Raw genomic sequence first — 26,980 nt, forward strand, 5'->3', positions numbered from 1 at the left:
TTGCTCCCTGGGTAGTCCGGCGGCACGGTGCTCACATCGTGTCAGCCCCGGCGTCGGGTCATTACTCACCCTGCTCTGCCGCAAACGATCGCTTAGAGGCCGCGAGGACATTCTCATCCGCGCGGGGTGATGTGCACCGACCGTGTCCAGGCAAAGCTGCGTGTTGACGATGTGTCGGATTCGCGTTGACGGGAGTTGAGTCGATGGGTAATTCACGTTGGACGAACTTGGCGAACGCGCCCCTCGAGGGCGGTTATCCAACGGCAGAGGCAGCCACGGCACTTCGTGAAGAGATGATCTTCCAACGCGGAGTGCAGCTCTACGAGTGGGCGCTACCTGCGGTGGCGTTGGAGTCGATGCGTCTGGCGTGCGGGTCGAGATTCGGTTTCGGCTGCACGACGCTGACTAGTTGGAGGCGAATCGGCGCGGAGGCGTTGGCGGTGACGTCGAATCCGGATGTCAGTTACGCCTTCGCGTGGCTGGATTTGAAGCAAGACGGTCCGACGGTGATCGAAGCAGCACCGCATCTGCAAGGGTTGGTCGATGACGCGTGGCAGCGTCCGGTCACCGACATCGGACTTGCGGGCCCCGATCAGGGTGCGGGTGGAAAATACTTGATCGTGCCGCCGGGACACGCCGATCCGCTTCCTGACGGCTACTTCGTATGCCACTCCCGCACCTTCCGAGTGCTGGTTTTTCTGCGAGGATTCTTCACCCCCGAAGATCCAGATGCGGGGCTGGCGCAGATCAACGCCACCAGCATCTATCCGCTCTCGGGGCTCGCCTCGCCGCCACCGATGAACCGTGTCGACGCCGTCGGTGTTGCCATCGACATGCTTCCACCTGCCGACCACTCCTACTACACGATGCTTGCGGAGATCCTCGATTACGAACCGGCCGATCGGGAAGACTTCACGATGCGTGGACTTGCCGCTACCGTCGGCGTCGTAGCGGGGAGGCAGTTCGCGCCCGATCCGACTGTGTCGACGATTCTCGACGCGGCCGCGTCAGTTGGCGAAAAGTACGGTGCGACTGTCTCGTTCAACCCGAGTGATCATCTGCGGGTATGGCCGGAGCGACGTTGGACCAGCAACATGATTCCCGGCCCTCACGTCACTGCCGATCCCGAATTCAACGCGGCCACGTATCAGGACTTTGACGAGCGTCTGACCTTCTTCTACTCGGCGTTCTCCACGTCAGACGCAATGTTCCTGGCGATGCCAGGCAAAGGCGCGCAATACGCAGGCGCGTTCTTCGATGCTGCAGGAGACCGGCCGATGGGCGAGAACGTGTACAGCCTGCACATCCCGGCAGACGTGCCGGTCGTGAATTACTGGTCGCTGGTTCTCTACGACACCGTAACCCGTTGTCTGATCGACAACGATGCGGGATCGCCCTCGATCGCCTCGAACCAGAATCTCACACTGAATGCAGATGGTTCTGCTGATTTGCATTTCGGGCCCGAAGCACCCACGGACGGTAAGAACTGGATCAAAACGGTGCCGGGGCGCGGGTGGTTCGCTGCTCTGCGCCTTTACGGTCCGACGCAGGCGTTCTTCGATCGCCAATGGACACCAGGCGACATCACCAATACGAAGGCGCAATAGCAATTCAGGACCGCCCTCACCACTCGGTGTCAGTGATCAACTGTGTAGCGGCGCCTCAACTCGTCTGACGGTTACCCCGTGCCAAGTTCGGCAAAGAACGTGCCAAACAATCGGAGAGTCACAGCCTGCTTGGGCGACCCCGTGAAACCGTCAACCGAAACTCATCCCGAATGGATGCGCAGTTCGGCGGATCGGGCAGCGAGCCATGAGGGCTGGGGACTCATCGTTGTTCCCTGACGAGTGAGGGCTGCCGGTTGCACGATCGACTATGCATTCGTGATGAGGTCACAGTACCGCGATGCCTTCGCGGACTTCGCGTTCGAAGGGATCGGCACTGTCACCCTCGAACTCGCCACTGCTGAGCGCGCATCCGCCGCGGTTGCACTGGGGGTGAGATATTCGAACTGCCACCACGCAAGATCGCAGTCGTAGCAAGGGAAGGTCAGAACACCCAGATCGTCGAACATTTCCTACGGCAGTGCGCCGAGCAATCCGAGCCCTAGGCTGAGGTGATCTCGACCTTGGGCTGTGGGTATTCGCGTCCGCCGACGGGAGCCGAGTGCGATGATTTTGTTCACAGGCACAACACTTCTCGGATTGTCGGTTTTCTCGAACAAAGCCGGCGTCTCGCCTTCCAGTGAATATGTAATACGCGTCACTCCCGAGTCGACAATTCGACCACGTGGGTTCCGCCCGTCGATCGCAGGAGGTGTCCCCGAGCGTTTCGTGATCGAACCCTCTGCACCGCAACCCGTTACGGGGGCGTCCGGCCCTGGTTCGCGGACATTTCATGAACTGCCGCGATGTATCTGCTCCGAGGATTTGCCGCAACTTCGAAAGGTTGTCCTTCATGCGAAAATCTCTGAAAATGTTCGTGAATGCTGCAGCGACGGTTGCGCTGTGCGCGACACTCGGACTCACGGGCGCGACCGGAACGGCGGCCGCCGATACGCCCGGCATTCCGAGCGTCGGGCACGACTGGGCGAGTGCAGGGCCGTACACACCGAGTGTCTCGATCGGGCTGGTGCACACTCTGTACTACCCCCGTCAGCTCGGCGCACGCGGCGAGAAGCACCCGGTTGTGATCTGGGGGAACGGAACCGGCGTGCTCCCCGGTGCATACACCTCCTTGTTGCGCCACTACGCGAGCCACGGATTCATCGTGGTCGCCGCCAATACCCCGGCAAGCAACTTCGCCATCACCATGCGGTCGGGAATCGACCTCATCGCCGACAAAGCGGCCACCCCGTCGAGCGTCTTCTTCGGCAAAGTGGACCTGGAACACATTGGTGCGGTGGGGCACTCGCAAGGCGGGTCTGCAGCGATCAATGCCGCGATCGACGACCGCGTCGACACCGCCGTCGCGATCCAGCCAGGCCCGCTCAACGATGTCGACCTCATCGACGAGCCAGTTCTCTATCTCGCTGGTCAGGCCGACGCAATCGTGTGGCCGGCGATCGTGCGGGCGATGTACGAGGACGCCGACCACGTGCCCGCCGAGTATCTGGAACTGCGCGGCGCCACGCACTTCGGTACGGCGATCACCGGCGGCGATATGCGCGGACCGAGCACGGCGTGGCTGCGATACTGGCTACTCGACGATCCGAACGCCCGCACCGAGTTCTTCGGAGCGAGCTGCGGATACTGCACTGACACCCAGCAGTTCTCGGACATCGACCGCAACGATCTGGCCCGTAAGATCCCAGGCTGACGGTCAGCCTCGTCGAGTTATTCGGAGATGAACAGCCGCTTCGGCGGGGTCGGCGGGGATCTGAACATCAGATGACGACGTAGCCGTACATTCGTTCACCCTGAGCCACAGTTCTGGCAGCCAGTTCAGCGAAGGCAGTCAGGAACGGCACCGATTCCTCCGACGGTTCACTCGTCTCATCGATCGCCCAGGCAGCCGCCGCAGCTGCGACGCCATCAGCGTTCAATTCGGCTAGTGCATCACGCAATTCGTCGGAAACAGCGAGCACAAGGGTGTCGCCGTCCTCGCTCATTGCGACGAGCGTCCCGCGGCGTGGGCCTTTTGCAACCTCGTCGTAGGGGCGACCGGTGAGAGAGGCCTCGAGCCGGCCGAGCGAGACGACCGGATCGACGCCCTTCGCCTGCAGAATGGGAGTCCCGCTCGCGGCCAACTGAATCCGCGGGCGGGTGGCGACGTCCGGAGAGGTTCGATGGAGGGCTTCGTTGGCCTCGATCACTGCCGGATCCAGGTCGACGAGTCCTTCGAGCGCAGCAGCGGCGTGCTCATCCGAGGGTGCCGTGAAGTAGTCGGTGATGGCGGACATGGCGCGATCATTCCACACACGATGTGCACCAGTGTCCCGGAGTCCTTCCGCGACTGGATTGATCGCCGTCAGGCAGGGCTTTTGTGTGCTTCCTCGATGGCCTTCGCGAAATGGCGAAGGCGGGGGCATTCGAGATCGGTACGCCACACGAGACCCAAGGCGGATTCGGGTAATCCATTGATCGGTACGAATCTGATGTCCGAGCGCTGACTGTAGGCGGCCGTCGCGGCGCACAGGATGAGGCCGACTTGACCGAATGCAACCTGAGACAGGCCTTCCTGAACGGTGCTCGCGCCACCCTGCGTGGGAACCTTGGCTCCGCTCGGCGTCGTGTTCGGGGAATTCACGCGCTGCCAATAGCCAGGGGCGGGTCCGGTGATGGGCACCAGGCATATCTGCGCTAACTGCTCGGCGTCGATCACGTCCAGTTCGCTGAACGGGTGATGGACTGAGACGGCCAGCATCTGGGCCTGTCGAGAAAAGACGAGCCCGGTTGTCAGCTCGGGTTCTTCCACGGGGAGAAGGGCCACCGCCGCATCGATTCGCCCGGCGAGTACGTCACTGAACGGATCACCCAGCGGTAGTTCCTTGATGGTCACGCATGTTTGCGGATGCTGTTTCTCGAAACGAGAGACGGCCGTCGCGATCGAATCGTAAATTGCTCCTTGGAAACCCACCCGAAGCGGTGTCGGTATGTTGCGCGCCTTCGTTTGAGCGTCCTCGATAACTCCGACGAGTGCTCTGTGGGCGGGAGCCAACGACTCGAGAAATTCGGTGCCGAATTCAGTCAGCTGCACGCGGCGACTGGTCCGCGCTACGAGGCTTGTGCCGATACGACGTTCCAATGCGCTGATCAGTTGACTGACCCGACTCTGGGAGATGAACAGCCGTTCTCCGGTGCGACCGAAGTGCAGTTCTTCAGCGAGAACGAGGAAGCACTCGATCTCACGCATCGGAGGCTCCGACATGCTTCACCCCGATCCTGGACTCATTCGACCACTCCATCATGGCTCATCGATGAATTGAGCTAATGGTTGGATGAGCGATTCGCCGTTGATCCGGTGACCTGCGAGGGCTTCTCTGGTTACATGCCCCACTCTGCATCCGCACAGAACAGCGCTGCGCCCAGTTCCTCCACCCGCGCACACGGCGTCGAGAACCACTGGGCTGCCGTCGCCCTGATCGCAGCGTCCACATTCATCGTTGTTGCGGCGGAGATGATGCCCGTCGGACTTCTTACCCCTATCGGTGCCAGCCTGGTGGAGAGCGAAGGGACCATCGGGCTCTCGCTGGCCATCACCGGATTGGTGGCAGCGGCCACCGCGCCGTTAGTGCCCGTCGTGACCCGCCGCTTCGATCGTCGGTCGACGCTCGTCGTCTTGATGCTGTTGGTCGCAGCGGCGAACGCCCTCACGGCCCTTGCGCCCAGCTTCGCTGTCCTCGCTGCGGCTCGCGTCCTGCTGGGAGTGAGCATGGGCGGAGTTTGGGCACTCGCCGCAAGCCTGGCTCCTAAGTTGGTGGAGACCAGATCTGTCGGGTTGGCGACCACGATCATCTTCAGCGGAATTGCTGTTGCCTCAGTTCTCGGTGTTCCGGCCGGGACGTACATCGGGGCAGCGGCCGGGTGGAGCGTGGCATTCTGGGCTCTCAGCTGCGCCGCGACGCTGATCGCGCTCGCCATGTTCGCTGTCCTGCCCACGATGCCTGCTGATCAAGCCCTGTCGCTCGGCAGTCTCGTGGAGGCTTTTCGGAACCCGGGAGTCCGGGTCGGAATCGCGATTACCGCTCTCCTCATCACCGCTCATTTCGCGGCCTACACCTATGTGCGTCCGGGGCTGGAGTTCTTCGCAGGGTTGAACGCTTCGCAGGTCAGCACGATGCTCCTGATCTACGGTGCATTCGGTGTCGTCGGCAACTTCATCGCCGGGCCGTCCGCCGCCAAGTCCCCGAAGATGGTGGTCGTCATCCTCAGCGTGGGAATAGCGTTGACACTCGCCCTGTTTCCGGTCTCGGCTGCTACCTTGATCGCCGCCGCTTTGCTCATGGCGGCTTGGGGCCTCTTCTACGGTGGTGTGTCCGTGAGTACCCAGACATGGATCGCGCATGCAGCTCCCGCCCACCGAGAGGCTGCTTCCGCACTCTGGGTCTCAGTCTTCAATGCAAGCATCGCCCTCGGCGCGTTCGCCGGCGGACGCATTCACGACTACGCCGGTTCCCAGTCGGTCTTCTGGATTGCAGCTGGAATCGCTGCTCTCGCAGTCTTTCTCGCGACGGTCCGCAAACCCGTCGTAGCGGACATGAACTGACAACCTAGTCGACCACGCAAAACTTTCGGACAGGCAGGACAACAGATATGCGCGAGACACCCGATTCAACCTTCATGGACGTGGCCGAGATGCTCCGGCGCTACCGCGACAAATCGCTGTCGCCGGTGGAAGTGCTCGAATCCACTATCGAACGAATCGAGACACACAACCCAACCTTGAATGCGGTGGGGCACACTTTCTTCGATGCTGCACGAGCACAAGCCAAGTCAGCGGAACGCCACTACGCCCGGGGCTCGGATGCGGGGCTTCCGCTCGCCGGCGTTCCCGTTGTCGTGAAAGAGGACGAACCGATTCAAGGACAACCGTGGACTCAGGGTTCCAAGGTCTATGAAGACGTGATTGCCACCCACACTTCGACTTTCGTGCAGCGAATCATCGACGCCGGTGCGATCGTTCATGCGCGATCGACAGCCCCGGAATTCTCCTCGGCCGCGTTCACACAGTCCGAACTGTGGGGAGTAACTCGCAATCCGTGGAACATGAACTACTCCGCCGGCGGGTCTTCCGGCGGATCAGCAGTCGCACTTGCCGCCGGTATGACGCACTTGGCCAGCGGTTCCGACGTTGCGGGATCGATCCGGACTCCGTCGTCGTTCAACGGAGTCGTCGGGTTCAAGCCGCCACACGGCCGTGTCCCGGTCGACCCGCCCTTCAACCTCGATCGCTACTGTCACTGCGGCCCGATGGCCCGCACCGTAAGCGATTGCCTCACAATGCAGTCCGTCATCGCGGGACCGACCTCCACTGACATTGCCTCGCACGTGCAGGCATCGCAACTGCCCGACCCTGCAACGCATTCATGCGCGGGAATGCGTATCGCGGTGATACCCGCATTAGGTGACTGGCCGGTCGATTCGGACGTCGCCGCCAACACCGCCAATTTGGTGGATACCCTCACTGCTCTGGGCGCACGCGCCGAGATCGTCGAAGTCGACCTGTCCCGCACCGCCGTCATGCGTGCTGCCGCCATTCACTACGACCACGTGTTCGGTGCCTCGATCGCCGCCGAGGCATCCGCGCACCCCGACAAGGTCACGGAGTACGCGAAGGAATTCGCGCGATGGGCACGCCGCACCCGTGGCGACGCGACTTTCCTGGACGGACTCGCGATCGAAGCCGAACTGTATTCATCGATCGGATCCTTGTTCGACACCTATGACGCATTGATCACTCCGGCAGTGGCGACGGACGGCTTTCTTGCCGGTGACGACTACGTCGGGCACGGAATCGAATTGGCTGGAACCGAATTGGAGTTCTACCTCGAGGCCGTACCGGCCATCACATTCAACATCCTGAGCAGCTGCCCGGTGCTGACAATCCCCACCGGTTTCGCTCGGAACGGAATTCCAACGGGCACACAGATCGTCGCGCGGCCGTACGACGACCGCACGGCCTTCGCGATTGGTCTCGCTCTCGAGAAGGTCCTGCCCTATCCCGGCAATCATCCGGACTGTCATGCCTTCGCGTGAGAATCTCGACCCAGCTCTCGGCGATAGATCGGGTTCTCGGACATGGCGACCGTCGTCGGAGACCCGTTGACGTGAATCGATGGTCGGGCTCGTTCTCACCAGGCCTGTCCGAATCCGCCAAGGATCTCTTTCGAGTGAACTGGAGGTCTTTGAAGTCGCTGTATGACTTCTTCGGAGCGATCAGCCTTTACTGTTCGGCGAGTTGTTGTTTCATCGATCGAAACTGATCGCCGAGTTACGTGAGTGCGTCGAAGTACGCGAGCATCGCCATCTCTCGCAGCGGCATCGGCAGGGCGTCGAGCACGAGGTGAGTCTTCGTCGACGGCTTCCCGTCCTCGAAGCTGTCCATCACGATGGGCACGATGTCGGCGAAGCTCGTGTTCGCAGGAAGGGTGTGAATCTCAGCGAGGCGCTCCGCCGGAATCAAGGGATCACGAAGGCGCGCTGCGTCCAAGGCCTCTCGCATGACCTCGATGAACTCGGCCATGTAACTACCGTGCTGTTTCGCGATAGTGAAATGGATGCTCGGAGGAACGCCTGGCTGCGTCAACTGTGGCTGCATGGTCCAGTTCCGCTTCGCGAGTTCGTCGATCCAGAGGAAAAAGTCGACGCTCTTGTCCGCGTCTGGATCGGTTGTGATTGCAGCGAGTGTGGATTCAGGCTTCCCCATGATTCGCAGCCCCGGTATCGCGGCGACCCCCGCCTCCAGTTCCCGGCGAATCCGCAGACCCTCCTCGACGAGATGCATGTAGCCGTCGTCTCCGATGTGTTTGACGATCGACCATGCTGCGGCGAGCAACCCGCCTGGTTTCGAACTCATCACCGTGGAGTTGACGATCGGGTAGCCAGTCCAATTCGCGTGCGCGAAGAACTGTGGAAGACGCAGTTCGCGACTGCGATACAGAACGAGCGAGCATCCCTTGTTCGTGTACCCGTACTTCTGGAGGTCGACGGTGATCGAGCTGACGCCGGGAACTCTGAAGTCCCACAGCGGAATTTCGCATCCTTGGCGTTCGGCGAACGGAAGGACCCAACCGCCGATGCAGGCATCGACGTTCAGGCGGATCCCCTGTTGGAGACAGAACTCACCGATCTCTTCGATCGGATCGATCACGCCCTGGCCGTACTGAGGGGCCGACAGAACCACGAAGATCGTGTTCTCGTCGATGGCCGCTTTGATTGCAGCGATGTCGGCCTTGTACGTCTCCGGATCCACCGTCGTGGTTCGAGCTTCGACGCCGAGGTAGTGCGCCGCCTTCCACCATGCCGCATGGGCCGAGATCGGAAGCACAATATTCGGTCGCGTGATGTGCTTCGCCCCGTCTCGGGCGGCCTTCGTGGCCATCATGATGCTTTCGCTGCCACCCATCGTCCAGCTGCCGGTGGCGTCGTGGGGCGCGTGCAGCATGTCGTTCGCGGCGCGGACCAACTCCTTCTCCAGCGCATAGACGCTCGGAAACGTCGACGAGTAAAGGGGATTCACATGGATGTACATTCCGAAGGCGTCCGTTGCGACCTTTTCGACGGTGTCGAGACCAGTGTTGTACATGTTGACCATGCCCGGGCGATCTGCATACGGATCATCCATTCGATGCCGTTCGGCAAGCTCCGCCAGTACCTGGTCGATCGGCACACCGTTTTCCAACACGTCTTGACTCCTCTTGTGTGTCAACTTGATTGGGTCGTCGGCGATGTCAGGCCGAACTAATCGAAGAGGATCGTCAGCGCACCGGCGAACGATCGAACCGATACGTGAGAACCTTTCACATATGGTGAACGTGACACTCTGTCATGTCAAGCGGTGAAGGCCGTATATTCTCGTATCCATGACGGAGACTGCACGATGACGACCGAGGCCGTTCCCTCACGTCGACTTCCGGAACAGCAGCGCAGCAAGGCGCGCGTCGAGGCCATCTTGGACTGTGCGGCAGAGCTCATCGCGCGCGACGGCATCGATGCCATGACCATGAGTGAACTGGCATCTGCAGCAGACCTTCGGCTCCCGTCGATCTACCGGTACTTTCCGGGAAAGACGGCCATCGTGCAGACGCTGCTCGAGCGATACGAAGGCCTGGTGCGTGCCCGGCTCATCGAATCGATCGCTCCCGCCGGGACAGTGCAAGACGCTCGTGAAGTCATCAGTTCCGTGGTCCGCGGCTACTGGCGGATCTTCCGCGACGACACCACGTACGCGGCGGTGTGGTCGGCAGCCGTCGCAAACCCCGACCTCGCTCGGATCGATGTGGAGAACACACGTCACACCAGTGCTCTCATCGCTGACGTGATCCGGGGTGTCGTGCCGGAGTCCATGCAGTACGACGTCGATCAGCTTGTCTTCACCTGCAATCACATCGCGGGTTCGACCGTCCGATTCGCGACCCTCCTCGATCCCGACGAAGCTGAACGCATGGTCGACATGCTGGTCGATCACATACTGCCGACTGCGCTCGGTTTGTCCGGCGTCCCAAAGAGTTGATCGTCCTGCTTTTCAAGTAATTTCGAAGAAAGCGGCAATCAGCGTCAGGCGGAAGGTTCCACACTGCGACGGGCCGGTTCACCGGGGCTGATCGGTACCGCTCCCACGCGGTACCCACGCTCGTCCAGTAGGTGACCGTTGAGTTTCATCGTCCACAGCGAGATCGCGCGATCTGCGATCGAGAGCCCGGGGAGTGCTTCGCACAACCGACCTTCGAGCCGTTGCGCGTCGTCCACGGACCGCGCCCACGCGACAATCAGCAAGTTGTCGCGACCAGTGACCCCTGTGCATCGACGGACCTCGGGCATAGCCGAGATCGTCAGTGCAGCATGGCCGATCTGAGACGGTGAAACCTGGGCCCAGAGGATGACGGTTACTTGGCTTCCGGAGAGAGGGCGCGCCACCTCGCAGCGGGGTCGCGCCATTCCAGCGGCGAAGAGGCGCCGCGCACGTCGTCGAATTGTGTCGACGCTGGCGCCACATTCCTCGGCCAATTCGGTGTACGACGCGCGTCCGTCCACCGACAGCGCAACCATGATGCGTCGGTCCATGTCTGTCGGCCGAAATGCGCCGTGGTGATCTACCGTGATGCGCGTTGCGGCCAGTGCATCTGCCTGACTCGAACTCAGCGCACGCAACCGCCACCGACTACCGCCGGTGTAGATCGTCCCGGCGAGCTGGATGCGGCTCGATACGACGCCGGCAATGGCACCCAACTCCTCGGTGACCCACTGCGACAGGACGCTCAAATCCGTCACCATCACCGTGATCAGCAGGTCTCGCGCGCCCGTCACGTGTTCGATGCCGGTCACCATCCGCTGCTCGCTGAGCGCGTGCGCCACGGCTTGCACGCTGCCGTTGACACAGTCGATTTCCACGAAGGCAAGATTGCCCAGACCGGACGTGGCCAGAATCGGGCCAGGATTGCACCCTATCCACGCTGCACCGCGGTCGACCAGACGGATCCATCGACGGGACAGCGTCACCGGGTCGAGCTCGAGAGCTTTCCCGATCTGCGCCCAACTCGCCCTCGGGTTGATCTGCAATGCGTGAACCATTGCCTGGTCCGCCGCGTCGAGCATGTCGAATTCCTTCACTGATTCATCACTCATGCGAAATTCCTGCGAATTCTCGATCACTCCTAAGGGAAGCTTCATCATAGCTATCTAGATCGTTACCTACGACACATCGCGCCGGGCTGCAAGAACTGCAGATCGCACCTGCGCCTGTCTCCGGAACTTCGTGAGTCTTCCCCTGCCAATGAAAGGCCAAATTCTGTGAACCTGAAAGATGACGCAGACGAGATGCAGGGCGACCTCGCCGCGCTGCGGCATAAGTTGCACCGTGAGCCGGAGATCGGTCTCGAACTGCCACGAACCCAGGAACGGGTGCTCGAAGCGCTGCAGGGACTCCCACTCGAGATCTCCACCGGAACCTCGAGTACCTCGGTTACAGCCGTTCTGCGAGGAGCAAAAAGGGATTCAGGCGATACGAAGACGGTGCTGCTGCGAGCCGACATGGACGCGCTGCCGGTCGACGAGCGCACCGGGGTGGACTTTGCCTCCACGAACGGAGCCATGCATGCGTGTGGACACGACTTGCACACGACTGCATTGGTGGGCGCGGCGAGGCTGCTCTCCCATCACCGCGATCAATTGGCCGGCGACGTCGTGTTCATGTTCCAACCCGGTGAAGAGGGCTGGGGTGGCGCTAAGAACATGATCGACGAGGGCGTGCTGGATGCATCAGGGAACCGTGCCGACTACGCGTACGGATTGCACGTCATGGCCAACGGGATCCCGGCCGGACTATTCGTGAGTAGGCCGGGGCCGATCATGTCGGCGTCGCACGCGCTCGACGTGACGGTGCGGGGGGCGGGCGGTCACGGTTCGTCGCCGCACCGCGCGAAGGACCCGATCACGGCTGCGGCACAGATGATCACATCGCTGCAGGTCATCGTGACACGGGATTTCGACGCATTCGATCCGGTTGTCATCACCGTGGGTGTCGTGGATGCGGGCACGGCAAACAACGTGATTCCCGATTCCGCACATTTCGGTGCCACCGTCCGTCACTGGTCGGCCGAGAACGAGGAACAACTTGGCGCAGTGATTCGCCGTGGACTAGAGGGCATTGCCGCCGCGCACGGCGTAGAGGTGGACATCGACTTCCGTGCCCAGTTCCCCTTGACCGTCAACAATGCGGAGGAAGTTGCGTTCAGTGAGAGCGTGATCCGCGAATTGCTCGGTGAGGAGCACTACCTGGAATCGCAAAGGCCGACAAGTAGTTCCGAAGACTTCTCCTATGTCCTGGACAGAGTGCCGGGGGCGTTCATCGGGCTCGGAGCTGCAATGCCGGGCTGTGATCCGGTCGCTGCTCCGACAAACCATTCGCCGCGTGCACAGTTCTTCGAAGGTGTGCTCGGGGATGCGGCCGCGGTCTATTCGGCACTGGCCGTCGAAAAGTTGGACGCTGAGAAGCTGGCCGTTCCCGCTGGAGGTGCACGATGAGCGATCACCACAAAGAAACCTCACCGCCCTCGTCAGAGATCACACCGCCCTCATCGCGGAAGAAGAACCTCAAGGTTCTGTTCGGAATCGGCACGGGCAACGCGATGGAGTGGTTCGACTGGAACATCTACGCTCTTTTTGCGGTGTTCTTCGCGCCACAATTCTTTGCCAGCGGAAGCCCGATGTCCGACCTGCTGAGGACTTTTGGAGTTTTCGCTGTCGGATTCGTCGCACGGCCCTTCGGCGGAGTGCTCTTCGGTTTGATCGCGGATCGTCGTGGTCGACAGTTCTCGATGACCGTCGCAGTCGGGCTCGCCGCAGTGGGGAGTCTGATCATCGGACTGACCCCAACGCACGAGACGATCGGGGCTTGGGCTGCCGTCGTATTGGTGACATGTCGAATGATCCAGGGTCTGGCTCATGGCGGAGAGTTGCCCTCGGCCAATACCTATATCTCGGAGATGGCGCCGCGAGAGAAGCGGGGATTGTGGGCCAGCTTGATCTACTTCTCCGGAACCATCGGCATCATTTGCGGCGCAGTTCTGGCGGCGGTCCTCTCGGGAATCCTCACTGACGCCCAAATGAGCAGTTATGGTTGGCGAATTCCGTTTGTGCTCGGCGGAGTCTTCGGGCTGTTCGCGCTGTACTTGCGATCACGATTGCAGGAAACAGAGATCTTCGAATCATCTGCCAAATCGCAGAAGTCGGAATCGCAGCAGTCCAAGCCCTCACTGTGGTCGCAGATCCGTGAACATCGTCGCCTACTGGTGCGAGTCGCCGCGATGACGGTTGGATCGACAGTCAACTATTACGTGTGGGCCGTGGCAACTCCTGCGTATGCCATCAGTGTTCACGGCGTGGATCCTTCGGGAGCAATGTGGGCGGGAGCCGCGGCCAACGTCGTCTTCATCATCATGTTGCCTGTGTGGGGAACCGTCTCGGATCGCATCGGCCGGCGCCCGGTCTTGATCTTCTCGGGGATCATGATGATCACCTTGCTGTTTCCGCTCACCTCCATCATTCGGGGACAGGCGTGGCAGTTGTTCGTGGCAATGGCAATTGCCCTGGTATTCATGGCCGGCACCGTATCCATCGGTCCTGCTGTGTTCTCCGAGATGTTCCCGACTCGCATGCGTGCGGTGGGAATCGGATTGCCGACTTCCCTTGCCGTCGCAATTTTCGGTGGCACGACGCCGTATCTTCAGGCTTTCTTCGCAGACAAGGGAATCCCCGGTGTCTTCAACTGGTACGCCATCGTTCTGATGGCAATCTCGGTCGCCACCGTCATCTTCTTCCTGCCTGAGTCGAAAGGAAAGGACCTCACTGCTGCTGGAGAAGTTGCCGAATCCCTCTCCCCTTCCAGTGTTTAGCCCCCAGATACGGAGTAGGTACCCCGAGGCCCGAGAGGATTGGCAGTGCCGGCAGAAGCAGTAATGACACCGAATTATGAAGGACCACTGGCGGGAACCGTCGTCGTGGATCTGAGCAGGGCACTGGCCGGTCCGCATGCGGCCATGATGCTCGGGGATCTTGGAGCGAGGGTCGTCAAGGTCGAAACACCTGACGGCGGAGACGACACACGTGGGTGGGGTCCACCTTTTGTCGACCCCGCCCAGGGCGAACGTGAATCGACGTACTTCCTGTCGGCAAACCGAAACAAGGAATCAATCTCCCTGGATCTGAAGTCCGAGAACGGTTGTCGGACTCTCACCGCCATGATCGCAAGCGCCGACGTTCTGATCGAGAATTTTCGCACCGGCGTGATGGACCGCCTGGGGTTCCCGATGGAAAGGTTGGCGGAGATCAATCCCGGTCTGGTCGTGCTGTCGATCAGCGGATTCGGCCACGACGGTCCTGAGGGCGGTCGCGCCGGATACGACCAGATCGCCCAAGGTGAAGCCGGATTGATGTCTCTGACCGGTTCGTCACCCGATGACCCACAACGTGTCGGCGTTCCTATTGCCGATCTCCTTGCGGGAGTGCACGGAGCGTTCGGAATTCTTGCAGCACTTCGCGAGAGGGAGGTGACGGGCAGGGGACAAGTTGTCCGAACCTCCCTGCTGGCGAGTGTTGTCGGTGTGCACGCCTTTCAGGGGACGAGATGGACCGTCGCAGGGGAGATCGGTGAAGCTCAGGGCAATCATCATCCGTCGATCTGTCCGTACGGGCTATTTCCGACGGCAGACGGTGCCGTGCAGATCGCAGTCGGCAGTGAAGGTCTGTGGAAACGTTTCTGCGACGGATTCTGGATCGACCCGGATACGCACGGTATGGCGACAAACCCGGAACGGGTCGAGAACCGTAAGAAGGTCAACGAATTGGTCGAAGCGGTATTCGGGGCCTACGGGACCGAAGAACTGTTGACGAAGCTGGAGGCCACCGGCGTTCCGGCGGGAAGGGTCCGAAACCTGCGTGAGGTCTACGAGTGGGAACAGACCCGCTCGCAGGGGCTCCTCGTCGACGTCGATCATCGAACGCTCGGGAGACTGACCATCCCGGGACCCCCGTTGCGTTTCTTCGATCCTGACGGAAGTGAGGTCACCCGAACCGAACACCGACCGCCTCCGGTGCTCGGTGCGGATGGCGAAGAAATCATGAAATGGCTAGGAGAGCAGGGCAATGAACCGTCTGACGGCACACGAGTTGATCGATCTCGCGTTTGATCCTGACTCGTGGGATTCGTTCCCTGAACTACTGATCAGCACCGACTCGAGGAGCATCACTTGAAGTCTTCACAGTCCGCATTGCCTGTTGAAAACGAGATTGTTCGTCTCGACGCATCCGATTTGTCGGCGGCAATTCATGATCGGCAAGTGTCATGCGAGGAGGTGATGAATGCATATCTCGACCAGATCGAGTCCGTGAACCCTTCGGTCAACGCGATTGTCAGTTTTCGCCCACGACAGGAATTGGTGCAGGAGGCACAAGAGCGCGACAAGCTCCTGGCCGATGGCCACGATATGGGATGGATGCACGGGTTCCCTCATGCGGTCAAGGACACTGCCGATGTGGCAGGACTCAAGACAACACGGGGGTTCTTTCGAGATGAGTTCGACATCCCTGCAGCGCAAAGTGATTCGATTCACGTTGCTCGCATACGGGACGCGGGAGCGATCTTCATCGGCAAGACCAATGTTCCGGAATTCGGTCTGGGCTCACACACCTACAACGAGATCTTCGGTGCAACCGGCAACGCCTACGACCCGAGTCGATCGGCGGGCGGAAGTAGCGGTGGTGCTGCCGTCGCAGTGGCTCTCCACATGGTTCCGGTAGCGGACGGCAGTGATTTCATGGGATCACTTCGAAATCCCGCCGCTTGGAACAACATTCTCGGGCTTCGTCCATCCTTCGGCCGCGTACCGGCGAAGGGGCCGGATGTGTTCGTGCAACAGGCGGGGGTTCCCGGACCGATGGCGCGCACCGCCACAGATCTCTCGATGTTGTTACGAACGATGTCGGGATACGATCCGCGCACTCCGTTGTCCATCGATTCGGACGGCAGCTGGGCGTCGACGTTGGAGCGAGATTTCTCCAGCGCAAGGGCAGTGTGGATGGGTGACCTCGGCGGGTACCTACCTATGGAGTCGGAGGTGCTCGAGATCTGTGAATCATCGCTGCAGGTCTTCGAAGCGCTTGGAATCGAGATGGATTCACAACATGATCTGCCGAAAGCGTTCGGGTTCAACGGAAGTGAGGATCTCTGGCCGCTGTGGCTGACGTTCCGGCACTGGCTCGCCGGCTCTCAGCTGTACCCCCTCTACTGCAATCCGGTCACGCGCGCGGCGCTCAAACCCGAAGCTCGATACGAGGTGGAGGGTCTGGTCAATGGAACGGATGGGCGTCCGCCCATCGGGGCGCTGGACGTTTACGAGGCTTCGGTGAAACGAACCGCGATGTACAGCGCGTTCCTGACTCTCTTCGATACCTACGATTTCATCGTGCTACCGAGTGCTCAGGTGTTTCCGTTCGACATCGAAATGGACTGGCCCACATCGATCAACGGCAGGGCCATGTCGTCGTACCATCGGTGGATGGAGGTTGCGACAATCGCAACGCTTCTGGGCGTGCCGGCTATCAGCCTGCCTGCGGGCTTCAATTCTGACGGGTTGCCAATGGGTATACAGGTTCTGGCTCGCAGTCATGCTGATCTTGACCTGTTGCAACTTGCGCACGGTTTCGGCAGCGTTGACACCAGCTCTGGTGGAGGGTTGACCAGAATGTAGTTAGGTGCCATATTAGTTGCATGGCAGCGGACGGAACCGATGACGACTCACCTACGTTGGATCAGGCGCGGCGGCAGTTGGAGCATTACGGCCTCGGGGCCGACCCGCAGGCGGTACTTGTTGCGGTGCGGCTGATCTCGGCGGGTGCGCGGCTCGGCCGAGCGACCGAGGTTCACTTTGCGAGGTATGGCCTGTCGACCGGTCGATACCGACTTCTTGCGGATCTGGAAGACCACGACGGAGAGAAGTCCCCCTCGCGTCTGGCGGCTGATCTCGGCGTATCGCGGGCCACGGTCACCGGCCTGGTCGACGGGCTCGAACAGGAGGGATTGGTCGCTCGGCGGCCCTCCGTGGAGGATGGGCGCGGTGCCGTGGTCGTCCTGACTGCTCGCGGTGCTCAGCGTTTGCGTGACATGGCGCCTGAGCACTTTGCTCGTCTCGAGGAAATGGTCGATGAGCTCACCGTCGACGAGCGTGCGGTGTTTCTGGATCTGCTCTCGCGGGTCGTTCGCGGTATCGGTGCGCTGACTGCGGAGTAGTCGACCTGGGTCCCAGATGTTCGTGTAACGATCCGAATCGCCGTCAATTTCGACAGAGGCTTCTCTTTCCATACCCAAATAGTTAGCCACCTAATCATAATCGGAAAGTTGGTCTCCTTCATGTCCGGTCTCACCCCACCGACCTCGCGCGAAAACAAAAGGGAGAAAACTAATTCCAAACGAAGAGCCTCAGTTGCCGACCGTCGCGCCGCACGACCCTTCACATTGTGGCGCGAGGTGCTGGTCGCCTACCTGGCCCCCGCACTGATGGCGGGGGCCGGCGGAGTCGCGTCTGGGCAGGCGGGTCTGACGCTGGCGGCATTTACGTCCATTGCGGGCACCTCGGCAGTGGTGGCGTTGCTGATCGGTTCCTGGCTGCAGCGCCGCGCAAGGTCGCGACCGTGGACCACGGCCCTGCCTCGCATCTTGGTGGCAGCAATTCTTGCCGTCGGAGCGGCTGTAATCGCCGGACTTGTCGGGTGGTTCGCCTCCCGTTGGCTACCAGATCACACGAGCGTGGTCGACACCGCTTGGCTTGCTCGCCTGCAGTTCGATCTGCCGATATCTGCCGCCGTCGCTGCCGTCATCGTGAGCTGGCGATGGCGCCGTCAGAAACCTTGACAGGCAACACATATCAAAAGATCCCGGTTTTCCGGGGAACAACCGAAAGGAACACGATGATCGTCATCATGGGAGCGTCCGGAACCACAGGCGGCGCGTTGCTACGCAGTCTTGCCTCCTCGGGTGTGCCGAGCAGAGCGCTGTCACGCGACCCGGACGGGCTGCGCGCCAAGCTCGGCGACTTGGCCGACGGTTTGGTCGAAGTGGTGCCGGCCGATGCCGCGGACCTCACTTCGCTACGCACGGCTTTCAAAGGGGCCGAACAGCTTTTCCTCGCCATGGCCAACGGCCCGGAACAGGTGGAGCTCGAAACGCGCGTCATCGACATAGCAGCCGAGAGCGGCATCGAACACATCGTCAAGATCTCCGATCCCGCTGCCGCAGCCGACTCGCCTATCACTCTCTCCCGCGGCCACCATGCCGTCGGAGAACACCTGCGTGCCTCTGGGCTCCGCCACACTCTGCTCCGCCCCTATGCGTTCATGCAGAATCTGTTGCTCTTGGCTCCGGCGGTTGCGGCGCAGGGGGTCATTCTGGGTGCGATGAAGGACGCACCGTGCAATTGGATCGACTGCCGAGACATCGGTGACGTTGCAGCCGCCGTGCTCACACGCGCCGACCTCGCCGGCGGCACCTATGTCCTGACAGGCAGTGAGGCAGTCGGCTACGGCGGAATCGCCGATTCTCTGGCCAGCATGCTTGGTCGCCCCGTCCGCTACATAGACCTGCAACCGGACGAACTGCGACAAAACCTCGTCGATCACGCCCACATGCCTCCATGGCTCGCCGAGCACATTCTGGAGATCCAGCACCTTGCCATCTCGCGCCCCGAAGCACCCACCGACACGGTGGTCCGTGTCCTGGGGCGCGAGCCCCGCAGCCTCGATGCGTTCCTACGTGAGCATCTTGACCGTTTCCGCTGACGTGACGCTGCGAGAGCAGTACCCGGCAGAAGTCACTCGGTTGGTCAACGAGCCCAGCGAATCCTTATCGGACCTCGTGCCGATTCAAGGTCGACGACTTCGCCGCCCTGGGTGATCTGGACTTCGCCGTCAGCGACCATTCGGCGGGCAGCCTCTCGGACGGGTTCCATCAGCGGACGCCAATTGTCGGGTGCCGTCGCGCGAGCCACGTCTGAGGGGCAGATGCTCGACTCGGCTGATCGCGTGCTGAGTAGTTCCCGGATCTTCGCCGACAGATCCTTTTCTTCCACCATATGAAACACCTTCCGGTCGTGACCGCTCGCAGTCAACAGCGAATGAACCTTCGATCCGGCGAGTTGTAGTGAAGGAAAGGTGCACATCGATAACTATTGACGGCGTGGAGAATTCGAGTGCAATACGCCGTGATGTAGTCCGAGAGTCATATTCGGCCCGATCCCAGGAGTACACAGATCTCTTCGGTTCCATGGATTCGACGCACGCATCCGATCGGGCCCTGGTGACCAGTTGGGCTGCTGCTCTGACCGGCCCCGTGCTCGATGCCGGGTGCGGGCCGGGGCAGTGGACAGACTTTTTGGCCCAGAGCGGTCTGGCTGTGAGCGGGGTCGATCTCGTGCCCGAGTTCGTTGAACGAGCCCGCACCCAATACCCAGATCTTTCCTTCGAGGTCGGGGGCTTTGAAGCATTGGACGCGAAAACAAGTTCACTGGGCGGCGTGCTGTCCTGGTACTCGCTTATTCACCACCACCCGCAAGATATCGAGGCACCGCTCGCTGAATTCGCGCGGGTGATCCGCCCCGGCGGTGGGTTGCTGGTGGGCTTCTTCGAAGGCGCAACCGTGGAGCCTTTTGATCACGCCGCGACGACTGGTTATCGATGGCCGGTCACCGAACTTGCCCAGATACTGGTCACAGCGGGTTTCGATGTGATCGAAACCCATACCCGGACGGGGAGTGGTTATCGGCCGCATGGCGCAATCACTGCCAGGCGGCGCAGCGGCGAATAGGGGATCGAGCCAGAGCGAGCGGTCCTCTTTCATTCATTTCGTGTGAGTGGTGTGCTGGATGAGTCACTCCCCTGTTTTCAGCACCGGATTATCCACAGTTGAAGGAAGGCGCCATGACCACGATTCATCTTCACCAGACAACCACCGCGACGCCCGAACAGGTCCTCGCCGGCCTGACCGACTTCGGGCCGGGCCGCGAGGAAATCTTCGGCCGCAGCGCGGACAGCTACCTGAAAGTGCACCAACAAGGGCCCCACGAAGCGGATGTCACGGAGGGCTCCAGCGGTATTTGGGAACGCCTGCACTACGACTGGACCGACCCTCATCGCGTCGTGATGACAACCACCGACTCCAACTTGTGGGGCGGGGCGTCGAGCCACACCTACACACTTACGCAGCAACCGACGGGGCTGACCGATGTCGACGCCGTCGTGGTCCGCGATGGCAAGAATCTCAAGGGAAAGCTCCTGGCATCGGTACTCGGGCTCTTCGGCACACAGGTGCTGGGTAAGTCGTTCACGAAGTCCATCGAGGCCATCGAAGCTCGCAACGGCGGAGCGAAAAAGCAGGCGGGAGAGGGCTGAAATTACCAATTCGGCAGTCGGCGGCTCCGGCTTCCGGATGGCGGTGGGCACCAAAATAGTGGCGAATTCTGCTGTGCGACCGGTCGGTGTGCACGCAGTCAGCAACCGCAGGTGTTGCCGACATGTAGGAATGGTTCCCAGGGTGCTGAGTGTGCTCCGGTCGTCTCAGGCGAGACGGCTTTGGCAGTCAACAATCTTTCGAGAGCATGTTGGGTGATGCTCTCAACCGGCTGTTGGGCGCTGGTCATGTCGAACTGTCCGTACTTCGCCTGGCTTCCGTCGAATGCCACGATCTTGACGTCCTCGGGGATCCGCAATCCGTGGTCGACTACGGCTCGTGTTGTTGCAGAGGTTTGGCCGTAGGTGCCGACAATGATGCCGGCTGGGGGCGCAGTGCACGTGTCCAGGAACTGTCGTGTTGCGTCGTAGGCTCCGTCGGCGGTGAGGTCTGTGTGAATGTGCATGATTTCGGTTTCGTCCACGGCAATTGCACCTCGATAGCGTTGCTCGACAGTTTCGCGGTCACCGTGGTTCACGTCAGCCTCGGTGAACCCGCCGACGAAGGCGATGTTGCGACAGCCGTGCATTTCGACGAGATGACGGGTCGCGATCTCCCCGGCTTGTACGTGGTCGACTCCGACGATGGGCGCGTCAACGTCACCGCGAACATTGTGCATCCAGACCACCGGAATTCGAGCTTGCGCGCACATCGCCGCGGTTTCTGTTGCGTTGGAAGCGCCTACCACGATGAGTCCGTCGATACCTGCCTCGACGAATGCGGACACAAATTCCGCTTCTCGCACGGGGTCGTAGCCGGTGTTGGCGACAATGGTGAGGTGGTCACGGGCGCGTGCCGCCCTTTCGATGGTGCCGACGAACTCCCCGAACAACGGCATCGTCAGATCGGGTACCAGCAAACCGATCTGTCGCCACCGCCGCTGTTTGCGCAATGCCTGCGCGCGTCGGTCAGGCCGATAGTTCAACTCGGCCATGGCCTGAGAAACGCGGGCGCGCAGGACATCTGAAACTTGGCGAGGGCCGTCGTTGAGTACGTAGCTCACCACCGCCGTCGATGTACCTGCACGTCGCGCCACATCGGCGACGGTCGGACGTTTAGCATCCACTGCAATCCTCCTCTGCCTCATCATCTGCCCAGCCTCATCATCTGCCCAGCCATCACCGCAGCCCATAATCGCTCATGGGAAAAGAGATTGAATCACCATGATTGTGACAGTTCCACAGTGCTGGGGCCGTCCCTAATCTAATCGATTAGAAGAGTTGCGGCATCGACTCGCGGACGTAACAGAGGATTGGTGGAGTAGTCGGCATGGCATTCGTAAGGCTCACTGGCGTCACTTATTTGGACCCCGAACTTGTCCACGACAGTTATGTGCTGTTCACGGGCGCGGACTCGGTGACCCGCCTGATCGACCTTGCAGGGGCGGTTCTGCACGAGTGGCCATATGCGGGAGTCCCACCCCGCATTCTCGACCCTGCACTCAACGACGGGTTGGTAGGCGACGTGGGTGTGCAGTTGTCCGCGAGCGGCGATCCTCGCGGTGGCATTTATGCCAATGGCACCATCGGTCAGCTTGATTGGGCAGGCGAGCGACGCTGGGAATGGGGTGCCGAGGCCCACGACGGAGTCGCGCGCCAGAACCACGACTGGGAGTTACTGCCCAACGGCAACCGGCTGATCCTGGTGACTGTTCCACGGGTGGTGCCGACTCTCGGTGATTCTGTAGTCGGCGACCAAGGTCTCTACGAAGTCGCTCCGGACGGCGCCATTGTGTGGTCGTGGCTGGCCGGTGATCATCTGGAAGAGTTCGGATTTTCCGATGAAGGCTGGGCCGCGCTGCGCGAGACCGTCGCCCGGGACCCGGAAGACCCTTGGGGATACCTGGAGATGAACAGCGCCAAGTCGCTGGGACCCAACCGCTGGCACGATGTCGACCCTGACGGTGTTTTTGCGCCGGACAACATCATGATCAGCTTCCGTAAGGCCAACATCGTTGCTCTCATCGACAGATCCACCGGATCGCCCGTGTGGCAGTGCGGCCCCTACTACACCGCGCAAGCTGGTGCCCAACATCAGCGGATCAGTGTGCACAAAGTGCCCCGTCCACTCGATCAAACCTCGGGACAGCACAACCCACACATGATTGCCCCGGGACTGCCGGGGGCCGGCAACATTCTGATTTTCGACAATCAGGGTGGAGCGGGTTATCCGTCGGCGGCGATCGGAATCTATGCCGGCTCGCGGGTGCTCGAGATCGATCCGGTCACTTCGGAGATCGTCTGGCAGTACACCGCTGAGGACTCAGGGCAACCTCCCTGGGCCTTCTTCAGTTCGTTCGTCAGCAACGCGCAACGATTGCCGAACGGAAATACCTTGATCACCGAGGGGATGCAAGGTCGCCTGTTCCAGGTGACACCCGGCGGTGCTGTGGTGTGGGAGTACCACAGCCCGTACGAGGGGTACGGCGTTGCCGGCGAGCCCGAAGTCACACAGATTCGGGTACCTGGCGTCGACCGCCTCAGTCTGACTCCGCTGGTGTATCGGTCGCAGGCCGTCCCGTTCGAATGGACCCCGCTTCGCCCACCGACTATTTCACTGCCACACATCGATCTGCGTCGCCGGAACTGAAAGCGAAAAGCGCTTCCGCCCAATCAACTCATGAGAGGTAACCGATGACGACCGGTCTGCCACCCCGTGCCGACGAATCGACGCCGAACCGTGTCGTAGCGCCTGCGCCGCGCAAGGCGTGGTTGCCTGCCGACGCGATCCAACAGATCGGTGTGCGACTCGGTTCGGCCGGCTGGACCCTTCTCGGCCTGATGATCGCCGCGACGCTGTGGTCGGGGATCGTCGCCACCGGCCGCTTTCCTCGACAGCTGTTGCCCAGTGTCCCGGAAATCCTCTCGGCCGGGCAAACATTATGGCGGGACGGCCTGCTCACGGATGACATCCTTGCAAGTTTGTCGAGGGCTGCAAGCGGTTTCGTGTTGGGTGCGGCGATCGGGTTACTCGTCGCCGTTGTCACCGCAACAACCACAGCGGGACGCAAACTGCTCCAGCCAGTGCTGCGGGTGTTCTCACCCATTCCCACCATCGGGCTCGTTCCGCTGGCCATCTTGTGGTTCGGGCTGGGTGAAGACAGCAAGGTCCTTGTGATCGCGCTCGGTGTATTCGTGCCTGTCTGGATCAACAGTCACGCCGGATTATCCAGCACTCCAATTGATTACCTCGAAGCCTCCCGCTGTCTGGGTGCGGGCAGGTGGCAAACGTTGCGAAAGGTCATCGTGCCTGAGGCCGCACCCTACATTGTCTCAGGTCTGCGGGTTGGAGCGGCAATGGCATTTGTGCTGATCGTAGTGGCTGAAATGACCGGCACCACAGTCGGAATCGGCTATCGCATCTACCAGGCACAGCTGTTCTCCCAGGCCGACCGGTTGATCTTTTGCCTAGTCGTCCTGGGCGTGATCGGCGCGCTGTGTGACTTCGCTGTCAACGCAACCACGGCACCACTCATCAGCTGGGCGAAAGAACAACACTGACATGGCCATAGAGACCCACAACCTGGTTGTCCAATTCCCGGGTACCCCACGACCCACTCTCGACCGCATCTCGATGACCATCCCCGAAGGTTCGTTCACGGTGCTCGTCGGGGCATCTGGAAGCGGCAAATCCACACTGCTGCATTGTCTTGCGGGATTGACTACCCCAACTAGTGGCAGTGTCACCGACAACGGTGAGATCGTTACCGCCCCCGACCCTCGGCGCGGCGTCGCTTTTCAACGCGACGTGTTGTTCCCGTGGATGACGGTGGCCGACAACATCGATTTCGCGCTCGTCGCCCGCGGACTGCCGCACAAGATTCGCCAGGCGCGTATCGGTGAACTACTCGAGTTGGTCGGGCTCGCGCCGCAGGTCAGCAGGCAACGACCTGCCGAGTTGTCCGGGGGTATGCGTCAGCGCGTGAGCATCGCGCGTGTTCTCGCCGGCGAGCCCGAGGTCATGCTGATGGACGAACCGTTCGCTGCCCTCGATGCTCTCACCCGATTGCGTATGCAGGACCTGCTCATCGATTTGTGGACGCGCCTCAACCGCACAGTTGTGTTTGTCACCCACGATGTTGATGAGGCGATTCGGCTCGGTGACACCATCAACGTGCTGAGCGGCGGTGGTATCGCCGAGCGCATCGTCAATCCGCTCGACCGCCCACGCCCTGCCGACAGCCTCGCAGACCTGCCCGGTTACAGCGAAATTCGCAAAACCCTGCATCACCAGCTCGGCATCGACCACGCAGCGCAGTAACGAACTCTGCCTGCGATGGGCGGCGTTCCCGCCGTTCTTCTACTCATTTGCAAAGGACGATCTATCGTGACCACATCTCTACGCCGTGTCTTTCTGAGCGCGATCGCTGTCTTGGCAATCGCCGTATCGGCCACCGCATGCGCCGGTACGGATTCCGATTCCGACACGCTTACAGTCGGATTCGTCGTCGACCCGTCGTGGGCGCAGATCCCCGTCGCCGCCGAGACCGGATTGTTCGACGATCAGGACGTAAAAGTCAAGGTCGTGAACTTTTCCTCCGGTGTGGAAGCGCTGCAGGCTTTGGCCGCCGGCCAGGTCGACATCACCACCGCCGCTGACGTACCCACTTCGGCTGCGATCGTCCGAAACCCGGCGTTGCGCATTGTCGGTGATGGTTCACGTTGGCAGGGATCCAAGATCGTCGCCCGACGTGACGCAGGAATCAACACCACCGCCGACCTCGCCGGCAAATCCATCGGAACTCCGCTGGGCACCAGTGCCGCTTACTACATTTCAAATGCACTGACTGCCGGAAACCTCGAGGCCGATCTTGTCCAGGTTTCGCCCGCAGCTGTCGTTACTGCCGTCAGTCAGCGCAATGTCGACGCCGTCTCCATCTTTCAGCCCTATCAGGCACAGGCTATCGAGGCGTTGGGCAAAGACGCTGTCGAATTGACCGGCGGCACATACAGTCAGCACAGCCTGTACCTCTCCACCGAGACGGCGATCTCAGCCAAGAGTGACGCAATTACCAAATTCTTCTCCGCGATCCGTGAGGCCGGCGCCAGCCTGACCAGTAAGAACGACGAAGCCGTTGATGCCGTAGCCAAGTCCACTCAGCTCGACGCCAACCTGTTGCGATCGATCCTGGGTGAATTCGACTTCACCCTCCAACTCGCGCCGGACCTTGCGACCAACTTGCACGAACTCGCGGAATGGGCGCAAGCTGAAGGGAATTTCGTGGCTGGTGTCGGCCTGCCCGACTACGCCACATTTCTCGAAACTCGTTTCATCACATCTTGATTGGGTGAGGACGCCGCAATAGGGTCGCCCTCCGCCATTACCGGTGGGGGTCGTCGGCCGGTAGCCATATTCCGACTTCATGGATTCCGAGATCCCCAACGTCGCGAGTGAGAGCGTCGATGGCCGCGAGAACAGCAGGGCGCGTTTCACTCTCGCGGCACAGAAGCGACCACGTCCAGATTGCCGTCGGGTCGACCATCGAGCGTGCAGTGAGATCGGTTGGCAGAGTTGTGGTCTGGCCCTTGGGTGAGTTGACCACGGGGCGGCCGATGGCACGGACGTGATCGAAGAATGCGGGGCCGGTGATACCGCCGTCGTTGATGCGCAGGATCTGTGCGCCGGTATCGCGGGCGAATTCTTCGGCGAAGACGTTCCACGACAACCAGGAGGTGGTGTCGTCGTCGACCAGTAGGACGACGTCTTGCGCCTGCACCGGTGTGGTGTCCGCACCGGTGGAGACCGCGTAAACCCGATCCGCGCCGAGTAGTCGGGACTTCAGGCCATGTTGGGCGACATCGGTTTTCCGCACCCAGGCTATGGCAAGGTCGAGGCTGCCGTCTGCCACGCGCGCGGCCTGCGCGTGCGAGGGCACCACCCACGGGTCGACGTGCAGTTGCGCGACCCCTGAGGTGCGCGCGATCAGATCTGTCGGAAGCCAATTGACGTAGCCGATCCGGACAGGCTCTGCTCCGGACAGACGTTCCGCGCGACGACGCAGATTCTCGGCTCGCTCGAGTAACGCGCGGACTTCGGGGAGCAGCGCCGCGCCGGCGGGGGTAAGCGCGACGGAGCGGCGGTCGCGGACGAACAGCTTGACGCCGAGGTCTCGTTCGAGCGCCATGATCTGCTGCGACAAGGAGGGCCCGGCTATCAGCAGCCGTGCCGCGGCCCGGCCGAAGTGCAGTTCCTCGGCGACGACCTCGAAGTATCTCAGCTGACGAAGCTCCACGATCACAGATGCTACGTGCGGTGGGAGGCTGCGCCTATCAGTCAGGAGCAAAGTGGTCGTGGCGGTCCGGCACGACCGGGCACACGATAAGTC

The 26,980-nt window shown here is 61.2% G+C and carries 25 protein-coding genes; 18 read left to right on the forward strand and 7 right to left on the reverse strand.

The features are described 5' to 3' along the window. Window positions 1–203 precede the first annotated feature (203 nt). Complete coding sequence (locus tag ACFQ6Y_RS28345; RefSeq protein ID WP_378639956.1) at window positions 204–1,607, forward strand: DUF1254 domain-containing protein; 1,404 nt, start codon at window positions 204–206, stop codon at window positions 1,605–1,607. Between the two features lie 850 nt (window positions 1,608–2,457). After that, the gene (locus ACFQ6Y_RS28350) at window positions 2,458–3,318 is read left to right on the forward strand and encodes an alpha/beta hydrolase family protein (RefSeq protein ID WP_378639958.1); all 861 of its coding nucleotides are present in this window, start codon (window positions 2,458–2,460) and stop codon (window positions 3,316–3,318) included. A 67-nt stretch (window positions 3,319–3,385) separates the two neighbouring features. Here the strand turns inward: ACFQ6Y_RS28350 and ACFQ6Y_RS28355 are convergent, their stop codons facing one another. Further along, window positions 3,386–3,901 carry a hypothetical protein gene (locus ACFQ6Y_RS28355; RefSeq protein WP_378639961.1) on the reverse strand — a complete coding sequence of 172 codons (516 nt, stop codon included), beginning with the start codon at window positions 3,899–3,901 and terminating at the stop codon, window positions 3,386–3,388. A gap of 68 nt (window positions 3,902–3,969) precedes the next feature. Further along, window positions 3,970–4,869, reverse strand: a complete 900-nt coding sequence (locus ACFQ6Y_RS28360) for a LysR family transcriptional regulator (RefSeq protein WP_378639963.1) — start codon at window positions 4,867–4,869, stop codon at window positions 3,970–3,972. Window positions 4,870–4,989: 120 nt separating this feature from the next. Between ACFQ6Y_RS28360 and ACFQ6Y_RS28365 the strand changes: the two genes are divergently transcribed. Together ACFQ6Y_RS28365 and ACFQ6Y_RS28370 are read left to right on the forward strand one after the other, a co-directional pair. Then, window positions 4,990–6,207: an MFS transporter gene (locus tag ACFQ6Y_RS28365; RefSeq protein ID WP_378639965.1), complete on the forward strand. Its 1,218-nt coding sequence runs from the start codon at window positions 4,990–4,992 to the stop codon at window positions 6,205–6,207. A 47-nt stretch (window positions 6,208–6,254) separates the two neighbouring features. Beyond that, window positions 6,255–7,697, forward strand: a complete 1,443-nt coding sequence (locus ACFQ6Y_RS28370; RefSeq protein ID WP_378639967.1) for an amidase — start codon at window positions 6,255–6,257, stop codon at window positions 7,695–7,697. A 235-nt stretch (window positions 7,698–7,932) separates the two neighbouring features. Here ACFQ6Y_RS28370 and ACFQ6Y_RS28375 read toward each other — a convergent pair whose 3' ends face one another. Next, window positions 7,933–9,345: a pyridoxal phosphate-dependent decarboxylase family protein gene (locus ACFQ6Y_RS28375; RefSeq protein WP_378639969.1), complete on the reverse strand. Its 1,413-nt coding sequence runs from the start codon at window positions 9,343–9,345 to the stop codon at window positions 7,933–7,935. A gap of 195 nt (window positions 9,346–9,540) precedes the next feature. Between ACFQ6Y_RS28375 and ACFQ6Y_RS28380 the strand changes: the two genes are divergently transcribed. Next, window positions 9,541–10,173: a TetR/AcrR family transcriptional regulator gene (locus ACFQ6Y_RS28380; RefSeq protein WP_378639971.1), complete on the forward strand. Its 633-nt coding sequence runs from the start codon at window positions 9,541–9,543 to the stop codon at window positions 10,171–10,173. A 44-nt stretch (window positions 10,174–10,217) separates the two neighbouring features. Here the strand turns inward: ACFQ6Y_RS28380 and ACFQ6Y_RS28385 are convergent, their stop codons facing one another. Further along, window positions 10,218–11,285 carry an Lrp/AsnC family transcriptional regulator gene (locus ACFQ6Y_RS28385; RefSeq protein ID WP_378639973.1) on the reverse strand — a complete coding sequence of 356 codons (1,068 nt, stop codon included), beginning with the start codon at window positions 11,283–11,285 and terminating at the stop codon, window positions 10,218–10,220. 165 nt (window positions 11,286–11,450) lie between these two features. Between ACFQ6Y_RS28385 and ACFQ6Y_RS28390 the strand changes: the two genes are divergently transcribed. From ACFQ6Y_RS28390 to ACFQ6Y_RS28420, 7 genes are all read left to right on the forward strand, one after another. After that, on the forward strand, window positions 11,451–12,683 hold the full coding sequence (locus ACFQ6Y_RS28390) for a M20 family metallopeptidase (protein ID WP_378639975.1): 1,233 nt from the start codon (window positions 11,451–11,453) through the stop codon (window positions 12,681–12,683). Next, window positions 12,680–14,053: an MFS transporter gene (locus ACFQ6Y_RS28395; protein WP_378639977.1), complete on the forward strand. Its 1,374-nt coding sequence runs from the start codon at window positions 12,680–12,682 to the stop codon at window positions 14,051–14,053. Before ACFQ6Y_RS28390 ends, ACFQ6Y_RS28395 begins: the two co-directional genes overlap by 4 nt. 63 nt (window positions 14,054–14,116) lie before the next feature. Next, a complete protein-coding gene (locus ACFQ6Y_RS28400; protein WP_378639979.1) occupies window positions 14,117–15,346 on the forward strand; it encodes a CaiB/BaiF CoA transferase family protein in 1,230 nt (409 codons plus the stop codon). 81 nt (window positions 15,347–15,427) lie between these two features. Continuing rightward, on the forward strand, window positions 15,428–16,906 hold the full coding sequence (locus ACFQ6Y_RS28405) for an amidase (protein ID WP_378640059.1): 1,479 nt from the start codon (window positions 15,428–15,430) through the stop codon (window positions 16,904–16,906). 20 nt (window positions 16,907–16,926) lie between these two features. Further along, window positions 16,927–17,445, forward strand: a complete 519-nt coding sequence (locus tag ACFQ6Y_RS28410) for a MarR family winged helix-turn-helix transcriptional regulator (RefSeq protein ID WP_378639981.1) — start codon at window positions 16,927–16,929, stop codon at window positions 17,443–17,445. A 237-nt stretch (window positions 17,446–17,682) separates the two neighbouring features. Next, on the forward strand, window positions 17,683–18,066 hold the full coding sequence (locus ACFQ6Y_RS28415; RefSeq protein WP_378639983.1) for a hypothetical protein: 384 nt from the start codon (window positions 17,683–17,685) through the stop codon (window positions 18,064–18,066). 56 nt (window positions 18,067–18,122) lie between these two features. Continuing rightward, window positions 18,123–18,989 carry an NmrA family NAD(P)-binding protein gene (locus ACFQ6Y_RS28420; RefSeq protein WP_378639984.1) on the forward strand — a complete coding sequence of 289 codons (867 nt, stop codon included), beginning with the start codon at window positions 18,123–18,125 and terminating at the stop codon, window positions 18,987–18,989. Window positions 18,990–19,033: 44 nt separating this feature from the next. On the opposite strand, the gene ACFQ6Y_RS28425 is transcribed toward ACFQ6Y_RS28420, so the two are convergent. Further along, window positions 19,034–19,282: a DUF3253 domain-containing protein gene (locus ACFQ6Y_RS28425; protein WP_378541482.1), complete on the reverse strand. Its 249-nt coding sequence runs from the start codon at window positions 19,280–19,282 to the stop codon at window positions 19,034–19,036. 104 nt (window positions 19,283–19,386) lie between these two features. Here ACFQ6Y_RS28425 and ACFQ6Y_RS28430 point away from each other — a divergent pair, with 104 nt between their 5' ends. Both ACFQ6Y_RS28430 and ACFQ6Y_RS28435 read left to right on the forward strand, forming a co-directional pair. Then, window positions 19,387–20,013, forward strand: coding sequence for a class I SAM-dependent methyltransferase (locus ACFQ6Y_RS28430; protein ID WP_378639986.1), 627 nt, complete (start codon window positions 19,387–19,389; stop codon window positions 20,011–20,013). Between the two features lie 113 nt (window positions 20,014–20,126). Next, window positions 20,127–20,597 carry a hypothetical protein gene (locus tag ACFQ6Y_RS28435; protein ID WP_378639987.1) on the forward strand — a complete coding sequence of 157 codons (471 nt, stop codon included), beginning with the start codon at window positions 20,127–20,129 and terminating at the stop codon, window positions 20,595–20,597. 98 nt (window positions 20,598–20,695) lie between these two features. Here ACFQ6Y_RS28435 and ACFQ6Y_RS28440 read toward each other — a convergent pair whose 3' ends face one another. After that, entirely contained in the window at window positions 20,696–21,721 is a 1,026-nt protein-coding gene (locus tag ACFQ6Y_RS28440; protein WP_378639989.1) for a LacI family DNA-binding transcriptional regulator, read from the reverse strand. 203 nt (window positions 21,722–21,924) lie between these two features. Between ACFQ6Y_RS28440 and ACFQ6Y_RS28445 the strand changes: the two genes are divergently transcribed. From ACFQ6Y_RS28445 to ACFQ6Y_RS28460, 4 genes are all read left to right on the forward strand, one after another. Further along, on the forward strand, window positions 21,925–23,244 hold the full coding sequence (locus tag ACFQ6Y_RS28445) for an aryl-sulfate sulfotransferase (RefSeq protein ID WP_378541488.1): 1,320 nt from the start codon (window positions 21,925–21,927) through the stop codon (window positions 23,242–23,244). 44 nt (window positions 23,245–23,288) lie between these two features. Beyond that, window positions 23,289–24,155, forward strand: coding sequence for an ABC transporter permease (locus ACFQ6Y_RS28450; protein ID WP_378639991.1), 867 nt, complete (start codon window positions 23,289–23,291; stop codon window positions 24,153–24,155). Window position 24,156: 1 nt separating this feature from the next. Next, a complete protein-coding gene (locus ACFQ6Y_RS28455) occupies window positions 24,157–24,915 on the forward strand; it encodes an ABC transporter ATP-binding protein (RefSeq protein WP_378639992.1) in 759 nt (252 codons plus the stop codon). A gap of 66 nt (window positions 24,916–24,981) precedes the next feature. After that, a complete protein-coding gene (locus tag ACFQ6Y_RS28460; RefSeq protein ID WP_378639994.1) occupies window positions 24,982–25,938 on the forward strand; it encodes an ABC transporter substrate-binding protein in 957 nt (318 codons plus the stop codon). 37 nt (window positions 25,939–25,975) lie between these two features. On the opposite strand, the gene ACFQ6Y_RS28465 is transcribed toward ACFQ6Y_RS28460, so the two are convergent. Beyond that, window positions 25,976–26,887: a LysR family transcriptional regulator gene (locus ACFQ6Y_RS28465; RefSeq protein ID WP_378639996.1), complete on the reverse strand. Its 912-nt coding sequence runs from the start codon at window positions 26,885–26,887 to the stop codon at window positions 25,976–25,978. Window positions 26,888–26,980 lie beyond the last annotated feature (93 nt).

The sequence above is a fragment of the Rhodococcus sp. NPDC056516 genome, assembly GCF_042794655.1.
Taxonomy (GTDB): domain Bacteria; phylum Actinomycetota; class Actinomycetes; order Mycobacteriales; family Mycobacteriaceae; genus Rhodococcus_F.

What these genes read in the sequence shown, in the direction of transcription:
- ACFQ6Y_RS28400 (WP_378639979.1), top strand. Translation starts at nt 14,117, where the DNA reads ATGACACCGAATTATGAAGGACCACTGGCGGGAACCGTCGTCGTGGAT.
- ACFQ6Y_RS28365 (WP_378639965.1), top strand. Translation starts at nt 4,990, where the DNA reads ATGCCCCACTCTGCATCCGCACAGAACAGCGCTGCGCCCAGTTCCTCC.
- ACFQ6Y_RS28355 (WP_378639961.1), bottom strand. Translation starts at nt 3,901, where the DNA reads ATGTCCGCCATCACCGACTACTTCACGGCACCCTCGGATGAGCACGCC.
- ACFQ6Y_RS28455 (WP_378639992.1), top strand. Translation starts at nt 24,157, where the DNA reads ATGGCCATAGAGACCCACAACCTGGTTGTCCAATTCCCGGGTACCCCA.
- ACFQ6Y_RS28360 (WP_378639963.1), bottom strand. Translation starts at nt 4,869, where the DNA reads ATGTCGGAGCCTCCGATGCGTGAGATCGAGTGCTTCCTCGTTCTCGCT.
- ACFQ6Y_RS28385 (WP_378639973.1), bottom strand. Translation starts at nt 11,285, where the DNA reads ATGAGTGATGAATCAGTGAAGGAATTCGACATGCTCGACGCGGCGGAC.
- ACFQ6Y_RS28345 (WP_378639956.1), top strand. Translation starts at nt 204, where the DNA reads ATGGGTAATTCACGTTGGACGAACTTGGCGAACGCGCCCCTCGAGGGC.
- ACFQ6Y_RS28395 (WP_378639977.1), top strand. Translation starts at nt 12,680, where the DNA reads ATGAGCGATCACCACAAAGAAACCTCACCGCCCTCGTCAGAGATCACA.
- ACFQ6Y_RS28420 (WP_378639984.1), top strand. Translation starts at nt 18,123, where the DNA reads ATGATCGTCATCATGGGAGCGTCCGGAACCACAGGCGGCGCGTTGCTA.
- ACFQ6Y_RS28445 (WP_378541488.1), top strand. Translation starts at nt 21,925, where the DNA reads ATGGCATTCGTAAGGCTCACTGGCGTCACTTATTTGGACCCCGAACTT.
- ACFQ6Y_RS28410 (WP_378639981.1), top strand. Translation starts at nt 16,927, where the DNA reads ATGGCAGCGGACGGAACCGATGACGACTCACCTACGTTGGATCAGGCG.
- ACFQ6Y_RS28450 (WP_378639991.1), top strand. Translation starts at nt 23,289, where the DNA reads ATGACGACCGGTCTGCCACCCCGTGCCGACGAATCGACGCCGAACCGT.
- ACFQ6Y_RS28380 (WP_378639971.1), top strand. Translation starts at nt 9,541, where the DNA reads ATGACGACCGAGGCCGTTCCCTCACGTCGACTTCCGGAACAGCAGCGC.
- ACFQ6Y_RS28435 (WP_378639987.1), top strand. Translation starts at nt 20,127, where the DNA reads ATGACCACGATTCATCTTCACCAGACAACCACCGCGACGCCCGAACAG.
- ACFQ6Y_RS28370 (WP_378639967.1), top strand. Translation starts at nt 6,255, where the DNA reads ATGCGCGAGACACCCGATTCAACCTTCATGGACGTGGCCGAGATGCTC.
- ACFQ6Y_RS28425 (WP_378541482.1), bottom strand. Translation starts at nt 19,282, where the DNA reads ATGGTGGAAGAAAAGGATCTGTCGGCGAAGATCCGGGAACTACTCAGC.
- ACFQ6Y_RS28350 (WP_378639958.1), top strand. Translation starts at nt 2,458, where the DNA reads ATGCGAAAATCTCTGAAAATGTTCGTGAATGCTGCAGCGACGGTTGCG.